Source organism: Olsenella absiana, from assembly GCF_036408855.1.
GTDB classification, from domain to species: domain Bacteria; phylum Actinomycetota; class Coriobacteriia; order Coriobacteriales; family Atopobiaceae; genus Olsenella_K; species Olsenella_K absiana.
Map to the genome: position 1 here is coordinate 43035 of NZ_JAZGJQ010000003.1, position 17576 is coordinate 60610.

Genomic DNA, 17576 nt, shown 5'->3' on the forward strand with positions numbered 1-17576 from the left:
TCCTGTGCGGATTGCGGAGAGGGGTTGCGAGGATGACAGGGGAGAAGGGACGACCCGTCAGGTGGCGCGGCGCGCGCGTGGTGGCCGTGGTCCTTCTCCTTGCCGCGGCCTGCACGGCGGCCTTCGGACTCCTCGGCCACTACCGGCCCGACGCGACCGCGCTTGCGGCGCTTGTGGGCGATGACGCGGTGCGGGTCGATCAGGTCGAGGACGGCTACGCCTTCGTGGGTCCCGACGAGGACCCCGACAACACCTACGGCCTGATCTTCTACCCTGGAGCGAAGGTGGACGAGCGGGCGTACGCCCCGCTCATGCACGAGCTTGCGGCGAAGGGCTGGGTCTGCGTCGACGTCTCCATGCCACTCGACCTCGCCATACTCGACGAGGGTGCGGCGGCGCGGGCGATGGCGGAGTTCCCGCAGGTGGAGCACTGGTACGTCGCCGGCCATTCGCTCGGCGGCGCAATGGCGGCGGACTTCGCGGCGGACCACGCGGACGAGCTCGACGGACTGGTCCTTCTCGCCGCGTACTCGACCAAGGACCTGAGGGACTCCGGCCTCGAGGTGCTGAGCGCGTACGGCTCCCGGGACGGGGTCCTCAACCGCGAGACCTACCAGGAGGACTTCGGCAACCTGCCCCGCGACGCGCACGAGCTCGTCATACCTGGCGGCAACCACGCGCAGTTCGGCAGCTATGGAGCGCAGCTCGCCGACGGCGAGGCGATGATCTGTCCGTCGCGGCAGGTGGAGGAGACCGTCCGGTTCGTCGATGACGTCAAGCGCGGAGGTGCGCCGGGCGTCGAGGGCCCGGGTGGGCGCTAGCCGCGGGAGTCCCCGCGTCCTTCTCGCCCGTGGCGTGCCGCCTCGATGATATAGCCAATAATAAGTCCCAGTATTCCTGGCACGACCCAGCCCAGGCCGATGTCCGCCAGCGGGAGCGCGTCGAAGGGCAGGGAGAGCCCGGGCACGAGGGCGTCGCGGAGGGCGCCGGCCGTGCTCACCACGCCGACGCACGCCATCGCGACCCGCCATGCGCCTGCGTGCGCCTCCGAGCCGGGCAGGAGGCCCATGAGCATGGCGCAGATTCCCATGGGGTAGAGCGCCATCAGCACGGGGACGGAGTAGGCGAGGATCGAGGTCAGGCCGGCGTTGGCAAGGACGCAGGAGATGCAGGCGATGAGGATCGCCCAGCCGCGGTAGGGGACCTTCGGGAAGGCCTTGGAGAAGTACTCGCCGATCGACGAGACGAGCCCCACGCAGACGTTGAAGCAGGCTACCAGGAAGACCGCGGCGGTGAGGGCCGTGCCCGCCGTGCCGAAGTGCAACGTCGAGGAGAGGGAGATGACCTCGGCGCCATTGGCCGCCTCGGGGGCGACGGTGCCCATGCGCGCGCCGAGGTAGCTGAGGGCGCAGTACACGAGCGCCATGAGCGCGCCGGCAACCACGCCCGAGCGCGCGACTTGGCGCGCCTGGGCGCCGGGGTCGGTGACGCCGAGGCGCCGCACGCTGCTCGTGATCACCACGCCGAAGGCGAGGGAGGCGAGAAGGTCGAGGGTCTGGTAGCCCTGCACGAAGCCCGCCACGGCGGGCGCCGTGGCGTAGGCCTGCTGCGCCTCGGCCAGAGGGTCGCCGGCGGGGGCGACGACCTGTGCGGCGACCATCACCACCAGGAGGCCGATCAGGAGGGGTCCCGTGACCTTGCCCATGAGTCGCACGATCCTGGCGGGGTGAAGCGCGAGCGCGAGCGCCGCTGCGAAGAAGGCGAGCGAGAAGAGCAGCTGGGGCAGGGCGACGGCCGCACCTGCCGCTGCACCCGCGGCGGCTGACCCCGCGCCGGCCTGCGCGCCCAGGATCAGCGGCCTCACCATCTCGAAGGACGTCGAGGCGGTGCGCGGTATGGCGAGCAGGGGGCCGATCGCGAGGTAGGCGAGGATGGTGAACACGCGCGAGAACCCGTGGCCGATGCGGTCGAGCAGTGCGTCCGCGGTGCCGGCGCGGGCGATGGCGACGATGGTCGCGATGGGCAGCCCGACGCCGGAGACGAGGTAGCCGAGGGTCGCCGGTACGACGCAGGGGCCCGCCTGCACGCCCAGCAGCGGAGCGATGATGAGGTTGCCCGCCCCGAAGAACATCGAGAAGAGGGCGACCCCCACCGCGAGGGACCCACGTGGGCCCAGGGTACCGTCCGTGACCTGTTCGCTCGATAGATGCATCCGCTCTGCTCCCAAGGACTCCGCGACTCGACGATTCGGCGGTGCGGCGCATCTGTGCCGATGCGGGTCGGCAGCGGCAAGGCGCCTGCGCCGTGGCGTAACCCCTCAGCCTATCCTTCGGCTTGGCAAGATGCAACGGACCGGCGTTGAGCTGAGCGCCCGCCGGCGTCGCGCGCCCGGTCTTCGGCGTGGAGCGTGGCACTGGCCGGTGCTGTCCTGCCCGTCCCGGGTCGTCGCGGCCCCGCCCGCCGCGGACGGGTATGCTTGTGCAGCGCCGCGACGTGGCGGCGCAGGACTGGAGGCAACCCATGATCTACGACGGAACCGCTGCCATCGACCGCTACCGCGGGCTCTACCGCGGGCTCGACGCACTGATCGACTGGCTGGCCGAGAACGACCCGGCCGACCTGCCCGACGGCTGCACCAAGTTGCGTGGCGACCTGCTCTTCGCGAACGTCATGCGCCCGACCACGCGTCGGCCGGAGGACGCCACCTACGAGGTGCACCACGACTACATGGACGTCCAGATGGACCTCGAGGGGGCGGAGTCCTTCCGCACCACCTCCGGCCCGACCGTCCCCGAGGGCGCCTTCGACGAGAAGGACGACTTCGCCCTGCTCCATCCCGAGGACCCCGACGACTACCTGGCGGCTACGCTGGGGCCGGGCCGCTTCGCGCTCTTCGTCGTCGGCGAGCCCCACATGCCGACCGTCGTCGTGCCCGGTGGCGAGCCCGAGCCCATCCGCAAGGTCTGCTTCAAGCTCGCGGTCGACAGGCTGTGGGAGAAGGACGTCCAACTCTAGCCCCTTTCCCGTGCTAGTCCCTCACGCGAAGGCGACGAGGGTCCGGTCGCTCACGAGGTCGGTGCCTTGATATCTTGTCGAGAAAATCCTTGAATCTCGTGCCTGCTTCTCATATACTTATCCAAGTGCCGCGCGAGCGGCCATATACACGGGCGTTTAGCTCAGGGGGAGAGCGCTTCCCTGACACGGAAGAGGTCAGAAGTTCAAATCTTCTAACGCCCACCATAAATGCAGGTCAGAGGCTAAAAAGTCTCTGACCTTTTTTCGTATAACCGTAACCAAAACTCGGCGGTTCCAAGTTTAAGCGCTTCTTGAACGACCCTTGGGCCCATCTCGGGAAGCAGAGCCGGTTCGCAGGCATCGTCGCCACCGACTACAGGACCGGTCCCAGCATGCATGGCCCTGTGAGACGCTACAACGTCTATCGCAACCAGCTCTCCGGCGGATGCCGGTCGTTCGAGGAGTTCGAGGAGCGCTCAGTAGTGCGCCGCTAGTTGGACTTCTCCGATGCCACGCACCCGATGAGGTTCGGCATGTCGGTCCAGGGGCCGAAGCTCGTGCTGCCCAGGCTCTCCCGAGTCTGACGTCGGCTTGGTGCGTTGTGCCGACGGGCATTGTTGCAAGCGTCAGGCCATTTTCCCTGGATGACAGGGTAGTCGACGTGCTTGTCCCGGCTGCCCTTGACTATCTTGAGGTCGTGGGCCTTACGCTCGACATCGCTTGCCGTGGTGAAGCTCTCGGGGCAGCACGAGAGGTGATCGATTAGCCAGACTTCGAAACATGGGTTAGAGATAATCAGTTCAATGCCCGAACCCCTGCATATGCGTGCTGCCTTCTGAAACTGGTCTGACGTGAACTGGTCTACGTCGGTCACGACGAATACTCGTCGGAATGCGTCTGAATCGCGGACGCTGCCAGCCCTTCTGTGCCCCTCCTCCTTCGACTTGAGGTCCCTTGCCTCCTCTGCGAGCTTCGCCGGATCTTCTCTGAAGTGTCGGACAGTGATCACCGTGGATTTGAGCTCTCTCTCGAGGCCGTCGAAGTACTCGGGCTCAGTCACCTCTCCGTTGGTGATGACGAGAAAGCGGGCTTTCCTCGCTCGGTGGTTCGCCATCGGGCGGCCCGCTCGAAGGCCCCTGTGCTTGCTGGTCATCGGTCTTCACCCCCTCGGCTCATCTGTGACTAACGCGGCGTCTGCTTCCTGCAGGCGTGCCATTTCAGAGGCGAACGCCTCGTGGAACGCGGGCCTTGGGTTCGCGCCATAGACGCCGTGAAGGTAGTTCCTGCCGAAGTTCTCGTCCCATCTTGAACGGACGGAGGTGACGGGGTAGAGGGTCGAGCGGCCTTCGGTGTCCTTCTCCGCGAGCCAGATCTGGTCCTGGTCGAGAACTCTCTGGTCGGCGCCTGCCCTGGTGATGAGTGAGACGTCGTGGGTCGTGAAGATGAGCTGCGACTGGTGGGGGTTCGTCCTCGGGTCCTTGAACAGCTCGACGAGCTCCTGTACGTAGACGGGATGGAGGCTCGAGTCCACCTCGTCTATGAACCCCACCGACCTCGTGCTGAGGAGCCTCAGGGCAAGCGAGAAGAACGCGAGGACTGCGAGGGTCCCATTCGATTCCTCGCTCTGCGTGAACGTCTCCTCGAAGCCTTCCATGCCCCTGTGGGTGAACACGAACTCGTAGCGTGGACTTGGCTGCATCTTTGCGAGGCTCTGTGCCTGCTTGCGACGCTCCTCCCTCGACAGCTCGGGATGCCCGAGGGCGAGGATGCCGGAGGCGAGGTCCTCATAGCCCCCCTCTCTAGGGTTTCCTGGCTGTTGGCTCGACTCCTGCAGCTCGTCGAGCAGGTCCTTCCTCTGAACCACGGAAATTCCGAGGTCGGTACTGGCCATGAGCCGGGTAAGCGCCTTGGCCGTCGGCGTCCCCCTCCGAAGGTCCTCGGAGAGGTTGGCGAGCTCGCATTCGTACAGGGACGCCCTATAGAAGCCGACGCGGTTGCGGAAGAACTCGCACGCAGGCTTGACGGAGGGCGCGTTTGCAGCGTAGAGGACGGAGAGGTAGGGGCTTTCGGGACGAGCCATCCGCTCAAACGCCCTCTTTCCTCCCTTGAACGACCTGCCATAGCGGTATGAATAGCCGCCGTTCTCGCGCTCGCGCTCGAAGACCCTGCTCGTTCGCGTGCCCCCGTATGTGCGGAGCGACTCGAACTCGACGATTCCGTTGCCGACGCTCAGCTCGTAGACGTAGCGGACGTCGTCGGTACCGAGGAAGTCGACGAGGAATTCGGAGGGCCTGTTCCGCGAGTCGGAATCGAGCCTGAAGGGCTGGAGCCTTGCTCCGAGGTCGAAGTTGGGGTCGAAGCCATCGGTGACGAAGCGCGCGACGAACCCGAAGGCGTCGAGGAACGCGGACTTGCCGGAGGCGTTGCCACCGTAGACGCCAGAGACGGTGGAGTACTCCCTCCACCTCCAGCCTGCCCTCTCGTGCTTCTGCGCACTGGACGTCCGCTGCATGGAGAACTGCTGTGCCTCGCGATAGCTCTTGAAGTTGGAGAAGCTGAAGTTGATGAGCACCTGTCGCACCTCCTAAGGCTGCCCTAGGCGACTCAATGACGTCAGTAGGGTGAGTATGCTCAGAATAGAGAAGCGAGAAGCTCGTTAACAAGCGAATTCTGCGAAAATACGCAGAATTCGCTTGTTCACACAAAAAAGAAGGCTCATACACAGAATCGTTCCTGACTTGCGGAATGCAACCCGATTCATGGTCGGGGGAGACAAACCGGAGGCAGTGGTCGTGGTCCCGAGGCCCGTCGCGCTCGCCTTCCGAGCGACTGGGTTTGCGCGTCTCGGTCCTGCGTCCTGTCGAGTTACGCACGGCTGAGCTCTGGGGGAACTGCCAACTGGGCTTTTGTCCGCGCAGATCTCAGCCGTGCGTAATCCCGGGATGGCGTGTCCCTATCCCCGGACCGGGTACGAGCCCGTCGCCCTGCGCGTGACAGGCCCGTCGCCCTGCGCGGTGAGGCGACGGGCCCGTCGTACTGCCCGGCGAGCTGTCCCGGTGCCGGTTCGTCGGCCCTACAGCCGCGTGACGGTCTCCGCCAGGTCCTTGCGCGAGGAGTGGTTGGGGAGAGGGGTCGCGCCCTCTGCGGCGTAGCCCAAATCCATCGCGCAGAGGACCTCCTCGTTCTCCGGCAGGCCGAAGGCCTTCGCGACCGCGTTGGGGTTCAGGCGGTTCACCCAGCAGGAGTCCACGCCCTCGTTCGCGGCAGCGAGGATCATGTGGGTCGCAACGATGCTCGCGTCCTCGACGCCGGAGGTGCGCTCGCTGTCGGGGTAGGTGTAGACGTTGTCGCGGTCGAAGGCTACGAGAAGGACCGTCGGAGCGCCGTAGCGGCAGGGGTCAGGCCGTCGAGCTTCTCGAGCGCCTCCGCGGACCGCAGCACGTAGACGTGCTGCTCCTGCAGGTTCTTCGCGGTCGGCGCCACGCGCCCGGCCTCGAGGATCGCCTGGAGCTTGTCCTCCTCTACCACGCGGTCGCTGTACCTCTTGCAGGAGTAGCGCTTCTTGACAACGTCGGTGAACTCCATGGGATGGTCCTCCTCTTTTTGGGCTCCCTTGCGGGCGATGAGGCCAGTTTAGTCGCACCCGGCGCCTCGGGGCGAGAAGCGCGTGCGGCAGAGGGGCCGGCCCCTGCGGGAGCCGGCCCCTCCCCGTGGCGCCGCCACACGCCGCAAGCCGCACGCCGCCGCAAGCGGCACGCCGCCGCGAGCCGCGCGCGGTCGCTAGTGCGTCGAGCCCGTCGCGACGTCCACGTCCTTCTCGTGCGTGAGGGCCGCCTCGAGCGCGACCGCGATGCCGCGTGCCATATCGTCGACGGACATGGAGGGCGTCGAGGCCGGCAGGTGCGTCGCCTGCTCCGTGGCGTAGGGCACGTGCAGGAAGCCGCCCCTCACCTCGGGGTGGCGCGTGGCGAGCGTGTGGAGCAGCGAGTACATCACGTCGTTGCACACGTAGGTGCCGGCGGTGTAGGAGACCTCGGCGGGGACGCCCGCCTCCCGCATCGCCTGGACCATGGCCTTGACCGGCAGCGTCGCGAAGTAGGCGTCGGGACCGCCATCCACGATCCGCTCCGCGATGGGCTGGCAGCCGTCGTTGTCCGGGATGCGGGCGTCGGCGTAGTTGATGCCGACGAACTCGGGGGTGACCTTCGCGCGTCCGCCCGCCTGGCCGACGCAGAGCACGAGATCCGGCTCGACCTCCTCGACGGCCCGCTCGACCGCCTCGGGACCCCTGCCGAAGACGACCGGGACCTCCACCTTCGTGACCGTGGCGTCGCCGATCGTGTCGGGGAGCCGCCTCACGGCCTCCCAGGCGGGGTTCATGCTCTCGCCGCCGAACGGTTGGAACCCCGTGACTAGAATCTTCCTGCCCATCGCACGTCCCCTCTCGATTCGACCGTCCCTGCCGCCCGCGCTCCCTCGCGGCCGGCCCCTCCGCTACCTGCCGGTGGCGGGCGTGATCCAGAACTTGAGGAGCGGGAACGAGACGACCACGGCAAGGAGCGTGTTGAGCACGGACGCTATGGTACCCGATACGCCCGCGCCGAGCCCCCACGTGGCCTCGCAGAAGCTCGTGACGTGGCCGGGCAGGATGAGGTTCACCACGACGATCAACACCGCGAGCACGGCGAACTTGGGCGCCGCCTCGGAGAAGTCCGCCGTAGACTTGAACACCCACTTCATCTGCACGAAGAAGTTCACGACCTGCGCCAGGACCTCGGCGATCAGGAAGGTGACGAAGCCGCCCACGCCGTTGGAGCCCGCCGTGGTGTAGTCGAAGACGAGGAAGCGGAAGGGGGCCGTGAGCCCCAGCGCGTTGATGAAGACCGCCGTTCCCAGCCAGGTGCAGGCGAAGCGCGTGATGGTGGAGATGTTGCTCAGCACGTTGAACTTGATGAACTCCCAGAGCGTCTGGTGCGTGCTGGTCCATTCGGAGAACGCGGACATGGCTTCCTCTCCCTTGCTGTCGTCCCGCGTGGGCGTCGGCCCGCGGCTGCCTGTGGTAAGTTCTATGCCCAAATCGTGCCACGAGAAGAGCGTGGCGGTCGGAAGGCGGCGTCCCGTCCACGACGGACAAGGACGTTCCGCCGCCGGGAGTGCGGGTGCAGTGGGGGAGGCGAGCGTCGTGGGAGAAGCGGGCCAGGTCCGTGCCAGCCGCCCTTCGGTCGAGCGCCTGACCCAGGTCGCCACGCTCGCGGCGGTGGGCCTCGTCCTGAGCTACGTCGAGTCGATGGTCCCGCTGCCCACGGCGCTCCCCGGCGTCAAGCTGGGCCTCTCCAACGTAGCCGTGCTCGTCTGCCTCTGCACGGTCGACGCGCGCGCCGCCGCCCTGGTCGCCGTGGTGAAGGTCCTGGCCGCAGGCTTCCTCTTCGGCTCCCCGATGATGATCGCCTACAGCGCCGCCGGCACCCTCCTCGCCTTCCTGTCGATGCTGCTCATGGAGCGCGTGCTCGACGCGGGCGAGGTCGCCACCTCCATGGTCGCCGCAATCATGCACAACGCTGGCCAGGTCCTCGTCGCCACGCTCGTGCTCTCCGCGCCGGCCGTCCTTCTCTCCCTGCCCGTGCTCGCGGCCGCCGCCTGCGCGACGGGCGCCCTCACCGGCATGGTCGCGCGCGGCGTCCTCGCCTCGCTGCGCCGCCGGCCCGCACGCCCGCGCGTCGCGTCCGAGGTCGACCTGGAGGTGGCGCCCGGGGAGCTCGTCGCCTTCGTCGGCAGGAACGGCTCGGGCAAGACCTCGTTCGCCCTTCAGTGGGCGGCCGAGAAGAACGCGCAGGTAGCAGTGGCCGCCGGTCCGGCCGGTCCAGGCGGCCGGGGTGGTCAGGCCGCCGACGGCCGGACGACCCGCGCCGCCGGCGGGCGCGCGAGCCGCGTCGGCCTCTGCTTCCAGGACCCCGACGACCAGGCGGTGTGCGACGTCGTCCAGGACGACGTCGCCTTCGCGCTCGAGAACCGCGGCGCAGACCCGTGCGAGATGCGTGCGAGGGCCGACGCCGAGCTCGGCGCCCTCGGCATCCGCGAGCTCGCCGACCGGCCGCTCGACGAGCTCAGCGGTGGCCAGCGCAGCAAGGCAAACGTGGCAGGGCTTCTCGCCGGCGACTTCGACGTGATCGCGTTCGACGAGGTCACGGCCATGCTCGACGCGGCCTCGACCGAGAGGTTCTTCTCGCTCGTGGACGGGCTGCGCGAGCGCGGGGTCGGCGTCGTGCTGGTCACCCACCGCATGGAGGAGGCCCTGCGCGCCGACCGCGTGTGCGTCTTCTCCGGCGGGCGGCTGCTCGCGTGCGAGCCGCCCGACAGCCTGGCGGCGGACGGTGCGCTCCTCGAGCGCGCTGGCCTGGAGCTGCCGGCCGTGATGGGCCTGGCCGGTGAGCTCAGGGCCCGGGGCGTCGCAGTCCCGCTCACGGCCGACCCGCTCGAGCTCGTGGGGGCACTATGCCGCTGACGTGCAGGAACCTCTCCCTCTCCTATGGCGCGCGGCGGGTCCTCGCGGGCGTCGACCTCGACGTGGCGCCTGGCCGGGTGCTCGGCGTCGCCGGGGCGTCCGGCTCAGGCAAGACCTCCCTGTTGCGCTGCCTCGCCGGGCTCGAGCGCGGCTACGATGGCAGCGTCGCCGTGGACAGCCTGGGCGAGCGCGCCTCCGCGCGCGGGCGGGAGTGGCATGCGCGCGTGGGGCTCGTGGGGCAGGGCCCCGAGCGGCAGCTCTTCGCGCGCACGGTCTTCGACGACGTCGCGTTCGGCCCCAACAACCTGGGCCTTCCCGATGACGAGGTCCTCGGCAGGGTCACGCGCGCGCTCGGGGCGGTGGGCCTCGACCTCGACTGGTCCCTGGAGCGCAGCCCGCTCGAGTGCTCGGGCGGGGAGCAGCGCGCGGTCGCGATCGCCGGCGTCCTCGCGCTCCAGACGCCCTACCTGCTCCTCGACGAGCCGACGGCCGGGCTCGACGCAGCACGCGTCGAGGAGCTCGTCCGCCTCGTGCGCTCGCTGGCGGAGAAGGGCGTGGGGGTCGCGCTCGTCTCGCACGACATGGAGGTGCTTGCGCGCGCCTCGGACGAGGTCGCGGTCCTGGCGGACGGGCAGGTGGCCTACGAGGGGGTGCCCTACCAGGTGTTTCGCCAGGAGGGGGTCCTGCGACGTGCCGGGCTTGAGGCGCCGGGGCTGCTTCGGGTGGCCTACGCGCTCGAGCGGGCCGGACGCGCGTGCGGCCTCGCGAGGGTCCCGTACGACTCGCTGGCTGGCGCGATTCTCGATGCGGTCGTACCCGGCGAGCGGCCCACGGGTGGCGCCCGGCCGGCGGGGGAGGGGGCGTGATGGTCGCAGGCGGCTACGCCGCAGGAGACTCGCCCCTGCATCGGGCGGACCCGCGGGCCAAGGTCGTGGCGGTGCTGCTGGTGATGGTCGCGCTCTTCGTCGGGCGCGACGTCGCCGGCCTGCTGCCGGCCGTCGCGGCGACGCTCGCGGCCCTCGCCTTGGGGAGCATGGGCCCGCGCTCCGCGCTCCGCGCGCTCAAGCCCCTCTCGTGGCTTATGCTGTTCGTGCTCTTCTTCGACGCGGTTCTCGCGCGGGACGGGACGGCCGTCATCGCCCTGGGGCCCGTAGTGCTCGACCTGTCGGGCGCCCTCGTCGGCGCGCTCGCGGACGCGCGGCTCGTGCTCGTCCTTCTCGTCGCGTCCTGCCTCACGCGGACGACCACGCCGACGCAGCTCACCGACGCCACCTGCGCGCTCCTCTCGCCACTGGTGCGCAGGCGGTCCACGCTGAACGACCTCTCGCTCGCGATGGGCATCACGTTGCGCTACGTGCCGGTGCTCGTGCGGGAGTGGGGGCGCGTGCGCGAGGCGCAGGTCGCACGTCTCGCCCGGCTCGAAGAGGGCGGCGTCGCGGCGCGGGTGCGCGCTCTGCTGCCGGTCGTCGTGCCGGTCTTCGTGAGGGCGTACCGAAGCGCGGAGGTGCTTGCGCTCGCCGTCGGGAACCGCGGCTACGACGCCCGCGCGTGCCGCTCCTGCTTCAGGGCGTATCGCTTCCGGACGTCCGACGGGCTGCTCGCCCTCCTCGGCGTGGCGGTGCTCGTGGCGGCCATCGTCGCGTAGCCGCGGCCGGACGGTTTTCTCGCCTGCCGCGCGAAACCGCGGTTGAAATTGCCGGGACGTTCGGCTATAGTGTCTTTTCGCCGCACTAGCGGCCGCATATTCGGGCGTTTAGCTCAGGGGGAGAGCGCTTCCCTGACACGGAAGAGGTCAGAAGTTCAAATCTTCTAACGCCCACCATACATTCGCAGCTCAGAGGCATCGTCTCTGGGCTGCTTTCTTTTGGTCCACGCCTTTTGTGCACTGCTCATGATGAGCCGCGTCCCCCTTGACCTAAACCTCACTTCAGGTACGAGAATGGCGTTCGAGGAGAGTGTCGCCAGGGAAACGTCGCCAGGAGAGCGTCGCCAGGGAAACGTCGCCAGGGAAGCGGCGTCCCTAGGCCTCTTGCCCCGTATGGGCGACGGGCCAGCCCCCGCGCCGTCACCTGCACCAGGCCTGCGACCTCATGCCACGCATGACAGACGAAAGGAACGACCATGCTCGGAAACTTCACCTACGAGAACCCCTGCCGTGTACACTTCGGCCCCGACGCACTGGACGACCTTCCCGGCGAGCTCGCCAAGTTCGGGCCCAGGGTCCTTCTCACCTACGGTGGCGGGTCCATAAAGCGCAGCGGCCTGTACGACAAGGTGATCGCGGCGCTCGACGCCGCCGGCAAGTCCGTGGTCGAGGTGCCCGGCGTCATGTCCAACCCCACCGCCGACAAGCTGCGGGAGGGCGCCAAGGTCGCGCGCGAGAACGACGTCGACCTGATCCTGGCTGTGGGCGGCGGCTCCACGATCGACTACGCCAAGGGCGTCTCGGTCTCCGCCTGGACCGAGGGTGACCCGTGGGAGCGCCTGTACCTCAACATGGAGCAGCCCACCGGCAAGATCATCCCCGTGGGCGACGTGCTCACCATGAGCGGCACCGGCTCGGAGATGAACGCCGGCTCTGTCATCACCAACCACGAGGAGGGCCTCAAGATCGGCCACGTCTTCGGGCCCGAGGTGATGCCCAGGTTCGCCATCGTGAACCCCGAGCTGACCTTCACCGTGCCCGACTACCAGATGCGGGCGGGCATCTTCGACGCCTTCAACCACATCCAGGAGCAGTACTTCTCGGGCACCGACGACAACACGAGCGACTACATCGCCGAGGGCCTCATGAGGAGCCTCGTGCACGCGAGCCGCATCGCCGTGAAGGACCCCACGGACTACGAGGCGCGCTCCAACATCAGCTGGGTCTGCACCTGGGCGCTCAACACGCTCCTCGCGTGCGGCAAGTCCACGGACTGGGAGGTCCACATGCTGGGCCAGGCCATCGGCGCGGTGACTGACGCCACGCACGGCATGACGCTCTCGGCCGTGGCGCTGCCCTACTACCGCCTGGTCATGCCCTACGGCAGGGAGAAGTTCGCGCGCTTCGCGACCAACGTGTTCGACGTGCCGGCCGAGGGTCGCACGACCGAGCAGCTCGCCGAGGCGGGCCTCGAGGCCCTGAGCGCCTGGATGGACGAGATCGGCGTGGTGCGCCACGCGCGCGAGCTCGGCCTCACCGAGGAGCTCGTCCCCGCCGCCGTCAGGGCCACCATCATCCTGGACGGCGGCTACCACAAGCTCACGACCGACGAGGTCGAGCGGATCTTCCGCGAGAGCCTCTAGCTGGGCGACGACGGGGCCGGGTGCCTCGCGCGTCTCCGGGGCGATCGACCGCGGCCGCGCCTTAGCGGCCGCGCCTTGGTGTAAGGTCTGCTCATGGAGAAGAGGCTCACATATCAGGACTACGCCCGCTTCGCGCGCCTGAGCGCGGCGGAGCTCGCCCGCCAGTGCGAGGCCGAGGCGTTCCGCGCCACCGGGCCCGGCGGACAGGGCGTCAACACGACCGACTCGGCCGTGCGCATGCGCCACGTGCCGACCGGCATCGTCGTCGTGAGCCGGGAGTCTCGCAGCCAGCTGCAGAACCGCGAGCGCTGCCTGGAGAAGATCCGGGCGGAGCTGCAGCGGCGCTCTCGCCGGCCCAAGAAGCGTCGCGCGACAAAGCCGACCAGGGCCTCCGTGCGCAGGCGACTCGACGAGAAGGGCCGGCGCGGCGCGGTCAAGCGCCTGCGCCGCCGGCCCGGCATGGACGAGTAGGCGGGACCCCGCGTGGAGGGGCGGCACGCCCCGGGCGCAGGCGGCGGGGCGGCGCGGACCCCGCGCGCAGGCGGCGGGGCGGCGCGGACCCCTCTCCAAGTAGCTCAGATGCACAAATCGGCGAAAAAGTTGCATCGCCCCGGGCGCTCCGCTCGCCAGAACGGTCCCCGGCGCAGCCCCACCGGCGCGGGGGTGCAGTTTTCCGAGTTGTGGACGCCTCCCCCGGCACCCCGGCGGCCGGTGGGGGGATGATAGCCGCGCGCGGCGGGGTGCCACCTCGAGGGATTACCTGTTGGCGGCCGAGGCCCGACGGGCGTGGGTCCCGCGGCACTGGCGGGACCCGTCCATAAGTCTGAGATTTGCACGTCTCAATGCAGGTGATTGCGGGGGTGGGTCTGGGCGCGGTGGCTGGCCAGGGGCAGAGTGGCCTTCGGCGCGTACCCTCTACTACCGCGCGCGGCGGTAGCGGGCGAGGACCTCGTCGAACTCCGCCTCGCCGCTCAGGTAGTCGGCGAAGGCGAGCAGGGGCTCTCGGCCGTGGAAGGTGGCGCAGTTCCCGCACAGGTCGCAGTCTCCGATGCACGGGAACCGCCCGCTCACGTAGTCCATACGTTCCTGTCTCGTCGATTCCCCGACCCGTGGTGCCCGCTGCATGTGATCGCCCCCGCATGACGTCTCGTCGACGCTTCGCCCGGCGCTCTCGCGCAGGCGTCCCGCCCGTGCCTTCGGCCATGGTAGCTGTCGTAGGCGCGGCGTGCCAGCCGCTGCGACCTGCCGTGGCGCTCGCTCGCCGCAGCATCCGCCGATGTCACGCCTGCGGCTGTCGAAAGCCGTCCACGCTTCGCGCTTGACTCGCACCGAGGCGGCCTGGGAACATAGTCTCCTGTCCTTGTCCGGCGCTCCTTGTGGCGGGGGCGCCGTCCCGTCCCGGCGCCGTCCCGGCGTGCCCGGGCCTGGACCTGGTTCCTGATGCCCATTGAGGGGGTGCGTGCCGATGGCCAGCGTGCGCGACGCGATCGTGGAGACGGACGGCGAGGTCCGCGGGTTGGAGTTCGAGGGAGAGGACCTCGACGATGAGCGGCTCGGCCACGTCGAGTTCGAGGACTGCACGTTCCGGGGGTGCACCTTCGCCGGTGCCCGCTTCGAGCGCCCCTGCTTCGAGCGGTGCGCGCTGGAGGACTGCGACCTCGCCAACCTGGCGGGAAACACCGGCTTCTGGCGGGACACCACGGTGAGGGACTGCCGCCTCACCGGCGCCGATCTGCACAAGTCGGTGCTCACGCGCGTGCGCCTCTCGGGATGCAACCTCTCGTACCTGGGGCTCGCGGAGTCAAAGCTCGAGCGCGTCGAGCTCGCTGGCTGCGACCTGCACGAGGCCGCGCTCTCGCAGCTGCGCATCCGCGGCGGCCTGGTGCTGGACGGGTGCGACCTCACGCGCGCCGAGCTCTTCCAGACGAGGCTCGCCGGCGTGGACCTCACGAGCTGTGAGATCGGCGGCATGCGGGTGAGCGACACCTTCCGCGAGCTGCGCGACGCCGTTGTGGGGATCGAGCAGCTCCCCGAGCTCGCGGGGCTTCTCGGCGTGAGGGTCAGGTAGGGGAGAAGGACGTCCGGCAGCTACTTGGTGTAGACGGTGAGGTGCACGTTGTCGTTCTCGAGCGCGACGCGGGCGACCACCGAGCAGATGCCGTCGAAGAGGTCTCGGCGCGCGGCGGGCACCCCCTCCCGCGCCCGCGTCACGTCGAAGCGCGTGCTCGTGTCCATGTCCTCGAGGCAGTCCTCGAGGGCTGCGAGGTTCTTGCCGAAGTAGGCCGGAAGCTTGAGCTTCCTCGCTATGAGGTCCCAGACCTCCTGGTCGGTTTCACTGCCCAGCTCGCGCAACTTGACCGTCGCCATCCCTGCTCCCTTCGTCACGGGGCCGTCCGGGCCACCTGTGATACCGCCACGCGGGTCCGCCGCCAGGCCACAGCAAGGCGGCCTCCCGCCCGACCTCTCAGTAGAGCTGCTCGAAGGTCCGGTAGTGGTCCGACGTGTAGTAGATCAGCCCGTCGTCCGAGTACACGATCCGCTCGGGCCCGCGCGTCCCTCCATGGTAGTCGACGTCGCACTCGCGCCAGGTCCTGCCCTTCGCCTCGGGGAGGGCGTGGTCGTCGTTGTGGAAGACGCCTCCGCCGATGCTCTTGCCCGGGCAGACCTCGTCCAGGTTGCCCTCGCTGGGGATCCAGCCCGCCGCCCGCGCGCGCGTCTTGCTGATGAAGTTCGGCGGCAGCTCCCCATATTCGTGCAGGTAGGCGGCGACCTCTTCCTTGCTGGTGTACGGCTCGCCCCTCGTGACGGCGACTGCCGCGCCGTGCGTCCCCGTGCCTTCGCCTTGGGTGGCCTGGCCGGAGTCTTGCCGTTCGCTCGCAGGGGAGTCCGCGCCCGCTGGGGAGCCCTGCGTCGTCCCTGGTCCCGCCGCGCCGCAGCCGCCGAGCGAGAGCGCCACGAGGGCGGTCGAGATGGCCACGAAGAGGGCCGCCGCGAGGCCCGCGCGTCCGCCGTGCACGGCACCCACACGCCTGGCGCGCGCCAGGCCCACGTGATGATCAGCGCGCACGAGGCCCCCGGCCCGCCCCGACGCTCGACGCTCCCGTCCGGTCCCGTGCTCCCCGCTGCCCGCCCAACGCTTCGACATCACGCCCTCCTGCCCGTAGCTCGCACCATTCTACGGCCATGGTTCATCTTCTGGACGCCCCGACGCCTGTAGCGTGCGGCGGGCTTCGCCTATAGTCAAGGAGCAGGGGACCGCCCTGACGGCACCCGCCCGCCCGGCGGCAGACGTGGCGACGCCTGCCCAGCACCCGCCCGGGACCCACGAAGGAGGACCATGGACTACCAGCTCATCGCGTTCGACATGGACGGCACGCTGCTCGACTCCAGCAAGGGCATCCTGCCCTCCACGCTGGACGCCATCCGCGAGGCGGCGGCGCGCGACAAGGTCGTCGCCATCGCCACCGGCAGGTCGCCCAGCCTCATCGCGAGCTACGCGGAGCGCCTGCCCGAGGTGCGTTACGCCATCTGCATCACCGGCGCGGGCGTCTACGACTTCCGGGAGCGCCGCTTCGTCACCGAGAAGTGCCTGCCCCAGGATCTTGTCCCCCAGATCCTGGACGCGTGGGAGGGGGAGGACGCCATGAGCGAGGTCTTCTCCGGCACCGAGATCTTCCAGCCCGCCGGCTACCTCGACCGGCTCGGTGACTTCAACCTGGCAAACTTCAGGGAGACGTTCGAGCGGGCCGCGAACTTCGTGCCAGACGTCCGCGCGTGGGCGCTCGCGCACGCGGGAGAGATCGCGAAGTACAACCTGCACTGCCGGAGCACCGAGATGCGCGAGCGCATCCGCGACCGCGTCGTCGAGCGGGGGCTCGACGTGGAGTGGGCCTACACGGAGTGGGCGTCGCTCGAGCTCACCGCCCGAGGGGTCAGCAAGGGGAGCGCGCTCGAGGGCCTCTGCCGCGCCCTCGGGATCCCCGTCGAGGCCAGCATCGCCGTCGGGGACTCGGGCAACGACCTGGACATGGTCAGGCGCGCGGGCCTCGGCGTCGCCATGGGCAACGCCTCGCCGGACGTGCTCGAGGCCGCCGACGTGGTGGTCGCCGACAACGACCATGGCGGGTGCGCGCAGGCCGTCCGCGACTACCTGCTGGCGTAGCGCCCCGCTCGGCTGCCTCTACTCGGAGGCGTCGAGCCACTTCTTGCGCGAGAAGAAGTTCCAGAGGGCGACGATGGCGGTGGCGAAGAACTTCACGACGACGTACCACTCGTCGCCGAGCGCCTCGGTGCCGCCCCACATGACGACCTCGTTGATGCCGAAGCCGATGGTCGACAGGACGATGAAGATCACGAACTCGCGCGAGCGCGAGAGGTCGTCGCGGTGCCGGAAGACGTAGCGCATCGATGCCCAGTAGTTGAACATCAGCGAGACCACGTACGAGACGGCCGCGGCCGCGACGGGGTCGACGCCGAAGACTTCGTGCAGCAGGATCATCACGCCGAAGTCGATGATCGCGGCGAGCACGCCGACGACGCCGAACTTCAGGAACTGGGCGATGAGGCTCTTGATTGACATGTCGTCCTCCGTGACGGACGGGTTCGCTCCGGACCCTGCGGTCGCGGCCCGTGACAGTACACGAGGATACCTGCCGGGCCGCTCCGTCGGGGCGGAGAAGGACCCGCTCTAGCGACAAAACACGAATCGCCCGGAAGGCGAGCCCCGCGCGGGGCCCGCACGCCGCTTGCGGCGGCGCGTCCTCGCTGCGGT

The 17576-nt window shown here is 69.1% G+C and carries 19 protein-coding genes, 2 tRNA genes and 1 pseudogene; 11 read left to right on the plus strand and 11 right to left on the minus strand.

Features of this window, described 5'->3' with window-relative positions; genetic code table 11:
* The first annotated feature begins 32 nt into the window (after positions 1–32).
* Positions 33–821, plus strand: coding sequence for an alpha/beta hydrolase (locus VXJ25_RS03595; protein ID WP_330957853.1), 789 nt, complete (start codon positions 33–35; stop codon positions 819–821).
* On the opposite strand, the gene brnQ is transcribed toward VXJ25_RS03595, so the two are convergent.
* Positions 818–2212, minus strand: coding sequence for a branched-chain amino acid transport system II carrier protein (gene brnQ, locus VXJ25_RS03600; protein WP_330957854.1), 1395 nt, complete (start codon positions 2210–2212; stop codon positions 818–820). The genes VXJ25_RS03595 and brnQ overlap by 4 nt on opposite strands.
* 308 nt (positions 2213–2520) lie before the next feature.
* Here brnQ and VXJ25_RS03605 point away from each other — a divergent pair, with 308 nt between their 5' ends.
* Positions 2521–3015: a YhcH/YjgK/YiaL family protein gene (locus tag VXJ25_RS03605; RefSeq protein WP_330957855.1), complete on the plus strand. Its 495-nt coding sequence runs from the start codon at positions 2521–2523 to the stop codon at positions 3013–3015.
* A gap of 150 nt (positions 3016–3165) precedes the next feature.
* Positions 3166–3240 (plus strand) — tRNA-Val (locus tag VXJ25_RS03610).
* Between the two features lie 265 nt (positions 3241–3505).
* Here VXJ25_RS03610 and VXJ25_RS03615 read toward each other — a convergent pair.
* The 6 genes and pseudogenes from VXJ25_RS03615 to VXJ25_RS03640 form a co-directional block, all read right to left on the minus strand.
* On the minus strand, positions 3506–4168 hold the full coding sequence (locus tag VXJ25_RS03615) for an RloB family protein (RefSeq protein ID WP_330957856.1): 663 nt from the start codon (positions 4166–4168) through the stop codon (positions 3506–3508).
* 6 nt (positions 4169–4174) lie between these two features.
* On the minus strand, positions 4175–5587 hold the full coding sequence (locus VXJ25_RS03620; protein ID WP_330957857.1) for an AAA family ATPase: 1413 nt from the start codon (positions 5585–5587) through the stop codon (positions 4175–4177).
* Between the two features lie 501 nt (positions 5588–6088).
* Positions 6089–6343: pseudogene (locus tag VXJ25_RS03625) on the minus strand (nitroreductase family protein); the annotation flags it as partial.
* Between the two features lie 32 nt (positions 6344–6375).
* Entirely contained in the window at positions 6376–6600 is a 225-nt protein-coding gene (locus VXJ25_RS03630) for a nitroreductase family protein (RefSeq protein WP_330957858.1), read from the minus strand.
* A gap of 195 nt (positions 6601–6795) precedes the next feature.
* A complete protein-coding gene (gene pcp / locus VXJ25_RS03635; RefSeq protein WP_330957859.1) occupies positions 6796–7446 on the minus strand; it encodes a pyroglutamyl-peptidase I in 651 nt (216 codons plus the stop codon).
* Between the two features lie 63 nt (positions 7447–7509).
* The gene (locus VXJ25_RS03640) at positions 7510–8019 is read right to left on the minus strand and encodes a GtrA family protein (protein WP_330957860.1); all 510 of its coding nucleotides are present in this window, start codon (positions 8017–8019) and stop codon (positions 7510–7512) included.
* A gap of 178 nt (positions 8020–8197) precedes the next feature.
* Between VXJ25_RS03640 and VXJ25_RS03645 the strand changes: the two genes are divergently transcribed.
* The 6 genes from VXJ25_RS03645 to VXJ25_RS03670 all read left to right on the plus strand — a co-directional run bounded on the left by VXJ25_RS03645 (position 8198) and on the right by VXJ25_RS03670 (position 13276).
* Positions 8198–9517 carry a Gx transporter family protein gene (locus tag VXJ25_RS03645; RefSeq protein ID WP_330957861.1) on the plus strand — a complete coding sequence of 440 codons (1320 nt, stop codon included), beginning with the start codon at positions 8198–8200 and terminating at the stop codon, positions 9515–9517.
* Positions 9508–10383 (plus strand): energy-coupling factor ABC transporter ATP-binding protein, encoded by an 876-nt coding sequence (locus VXJ25_RS03650; protein WP_330957862.1) that lies wholly within the window; start codon positions 9508–9510, stop codon positions 10381–10383. The genes VXJ25_RS03645 and VXJ25_RS03650 overlap by 10 nt, the downstream gene beginning before the upstream one ends.
* Positions 10383–11162: an energy-coupling factor transporter transmembrane component T family protein gene (locus tag VXJ25_RS03655; protein WP_330958091.1), complete on the plus strand. Its 780-nt coding sequence runs from the start codon at positions 10383–10385 to the stop codon at positions 11160–11162. Before VXJ25_RS03650 ends, VXJ25_RS03655 begins: the two co-directional genes overlap by 1 nt.
* 102 nt (positions 11163–11264) lie before the next feature.
* A tRNA-Val gene (locus VXJ25_RS03660) sits at positions 11265–11339 on the plus strand.
* A 299-nt stretch (positions 11340–11638) separates the two neighbouring features.
* Positions 11639–12805 carry an iron-containing alcohol dehydrogenase gene (locus tag VXJ25_RS03665; protein WP_330957863.1) on the plus strand — a complete coding sequence of 389 codons (1167 nt, stop codon included), beginning with the start codon at positions 11639–11641 and terminating at the stop codon, positions 12803–12805.
* 93 nt (positions 12806–12898) lie between these two features.
* On the plus strand, positions 12899–13276 hold the full coding sequence (locus VXJ25_RS03670) for a peptide chain release factor-like protein (protein ID WP_330957864.1): 378 nt from the start codon (positions 12899–12901) through the stop codon (positions 13274–13276).
* Positions 13277–13723: 447 nt separating this feature from the next.
* Here the strand turns inward: VXJ25_RS03670 and VXJ25_RS03675 are convergent, their stop codons facing one another.
* Positions 13724–13885, minus strand: a complete 162-nt coding sequence (locus VXJ25_RS03675; RefSeq protein WP_330957865.1) for a hypothetical protein — start codon at positions 13883–13885, stop codon at positions 13724–13726.
* A 385-nt stretch (positions 13886–14270) separates the two neighbouring features.
* Here VXJ25_RS03675 and VXJ25_RS03680 point away from each other — a divergent pair, with 385 nt between their 5' ends.
* Positions 14271–14873: a pentapeptide repeat-containing protein gene (locus VXJ25_RS03680; protein WP_330957866.1), complete on the plus strand. Its 603-nt coding sequence runs from the start codon at positions 14271–14273 to the stop codon at positions 14871–14873.
* 20 nt (positions 14874–14893) lie between these two features.
* On the opposite strand, the gene VXJ25_RS03685 is transcribed toward VXJ25_RS03680, so the two are convergent.
* Entirely contained in the window at positions 14894–15172 is a 279-nt protein-coding gene (locus tag VXJ25_RS03685; protein ID WP_330957867.1) for a barstar family protein, read from the minus strand.
* A gap of 97 nt (positions 15173–15269) precedes the next feature.
* Positions 15270–15872, minus strand: a complete 603-nt coding sequence (locus tag VXJ25_RS03690; protein ID WP_330957868.1) for a ribonuclease domain-containing protein — start codon at positions 15870–15872, stop codon at positions 15270–15272.
* A gap of 270 nt (positions 15873–16142) precedes the next feature.
* Between VXJ25_RS03690 and VXJ25_RS03695 the strand changes: the two genes are divergently transcribed.
* Positions 16143–16967, plus strand: a complete 825-nt coding sequence (locus VXJ25_RS03695) for a Cof-type HAD-IIB family hydrolase (RefSeq protein WP_330957869.1) — start codon at positions 16143–16145, stop codon at positions 16965–16967.
* Between the two features lie 18 nt (positions 16968–16985).
* On the opposite strand, the gene VXJ25_RS03700 is transcribed toward VXJ25_RS03695, so the two are convergent.
* Positions 16986–17384, minus strand: a complete 399-nt coding sequence (locus tag VXJ25_RS03700; protein ID WP_330957870.1) for a GtrA family protein — start codon at positions 17382–17384, stop codon at positions 16986–16988.
* Between the last annotated feature and the right edge of the window lie 192 nt (positions 17385–17576).

Excerpts from the sequence above, each read along its gene's own strand:
- VXJ25_RS03595 (WP_330957853.1), top strand. The coding sequence starts at position 33 with ATGACAGGGGAGAAGGGACGACCCGTCAGGTGGCGCGGCGCGCGCGTG.
- brnQ (WP_330957854.1), bottom strand. The coding sequence starts at position 2,212 with ATGCATCTATCGAGCGAACAGGTCACGGACGGTACCCTGGGCCCACGT.
- VXJ25_RS03605 (WP_330957855.1), top strand. The coding sequence starts at position 2,521 with ATGATCTACGACGGAACCGCTGCCATCGACCGCTACCGCGGGCTCTAC.
- VXJ25_RS03615 (WP_330957856.1), bottom strand. The coding sequence starts at position 4,168 with ATGACCAGCAAGCACAGGGGCCTTCGAGCGGGCCGCCCGATGGCGAAC.
- VXJ25_RS03630 (WP_330957858.1), bottom strand. The coding sequence starts at position 6,600 with ATGGAGTTCACCGACGTTGTCAAGAAGCGCTACTCCTGCAAGAGGTAC.
- pcp (WP_330957859.1), bottom strand. The coding sequence starts at position 7,446 with ATGGGCAGGAAGATTCTAGTCACGGGGTTCCAACCGTTCGGCGGCGAG.
- VXJ25_RS03640 (WP_330957860.1), bottom strand. The coding sequence starts at position 8,019 with ATGTCCGCGTTCTCCGAATGGACCAGCACGCACCAGACGCTCTGGGAG.
- VXJ25_RS03650 (WP_330957862.1), top strand. The coding sequence starts at position 9,508 with ATGCCGCTGACGTGCAGGAACCTCTCCCTCTCCTATGGCGCGCGGCGG.
- VXJ25_RS03655 (WP_330958091.1), top strand. The coding sequence starts at position 10,383 with ATGGTCGCAGGCGGCTACGCCGCAGGAGACTCGCCCCTGCATCGGGCG.
- VXJ25_RS03665 (WP_330957863.1), top strand. The coding sequence starts at position 11,639 with ATGCTCGGAAACTTCACCTACGAGAACCCCTGCCGTGTACACTTCGGC.
- VXJ25_RS03670 (WP_330957864.1), top strand. The coding sequence starts at position 12,899 with ATGGAGAAGAGGCTCACATATCAGGACTACGCCCGCTTCGCGCGCCTG.
- VXJ25_RS03675 (WP_330957865.1), bottom strand. The coding sequence starts at position 13,885 with ATGGACTACGTGAGCGGGCGGTTCCCGTGCATCGGAGACTGCGACCTG.
- VXJ25_RS03680 (WP_330957866.1), top strand. The coding sequence starts at position 14,271 with ATGGCCAGCGTGCGCGACGCGATCGTGGAGACGGACGGCGAGGTCCGC.
- VXJ25_RS03685 (WP_330957867.1), bottom strand. The coding sequence starts at position 15,172 with ATGGCGACGGTCAAGTTGCGCGAGCTGGGCAGTGAAACCGACCAGGAG.
- VXJ25_RS03695 (WP_330957869.1), top strand. The coding sequence starts at position 16,143 with ATGGACTACCAGCTCATCGCGTTCGACATGGACGGCACGCTGCTCGAC.
- VXJ25_RS03700 (WP_330957870.1), bottom strand. The coding sequence starts at position 17,384 with ATGTCAATCAAGAGCCTCATCGCCCAGTTCCTGAAGTTCGGCGTCGTC.